Here is a 447-nt window from a genome sequence, read left to right as displayed (position 1 = left end):
CGCTTAGCCTGGTTTGAGAAGCAGTTGTTTGGTCAGAAGTCAGAAAAGCGCGCCTTGGAATTGGGTATGCAGTTAAGCTTACTGGGCGATATGGTGCCAGCACTGGCCCAACCCGAAGGTGAAACCGAATATACCACCTACACCCGCAGAAAAGGCAAACAGCGCCCGGATGATTGCGTTAATGACAGTGGTTTGCGATTTAACGATAACGTACCGGTGAAAGTGATTACGCTGATACCAGACAAGTTAAAAGGGGAAGATGCCGACCAGTATGAAGTGATTGGCGTAAAAAGCACCTTCCGCTTAGCACAGCGCCCAGAGAGCTTCGACGTGCTGCGTTATGACCGGCAAATCGTTAAACACAAAGGCAGCGACACTATCCTGCCAAGCGCAGCGCCGTTTAATGTGCTGGATAAAAGCGTGGCGGATGTGAGTTTTATCGTCGGC

The 447-nt window shown here is 50.6% G+C and carries 1 protein-coding gene; it reads left to right on the top strand.

Annotated features, from left to right (window positions below; genetic code table 11):
- The coding region (locus NOG12_RS12525; protein ID WP_313933435.1) for an IS66 family transposase at window positions 1–447 on the top strand (447 nt) is incomplete at both ends.

The organism is Pseudidiomarina fusca (assembly GCF_032227045.1).
GTDB lineage: Bacteria > Pseudomonadota > Gammaproteobacteria > Enterobacterales > Alteromonadaceae > Pseudidiomarina > Pseudidiomarina fusca.
This window is presented reverse-complemented; position numbering and strand designations above follow the sequence as displayed.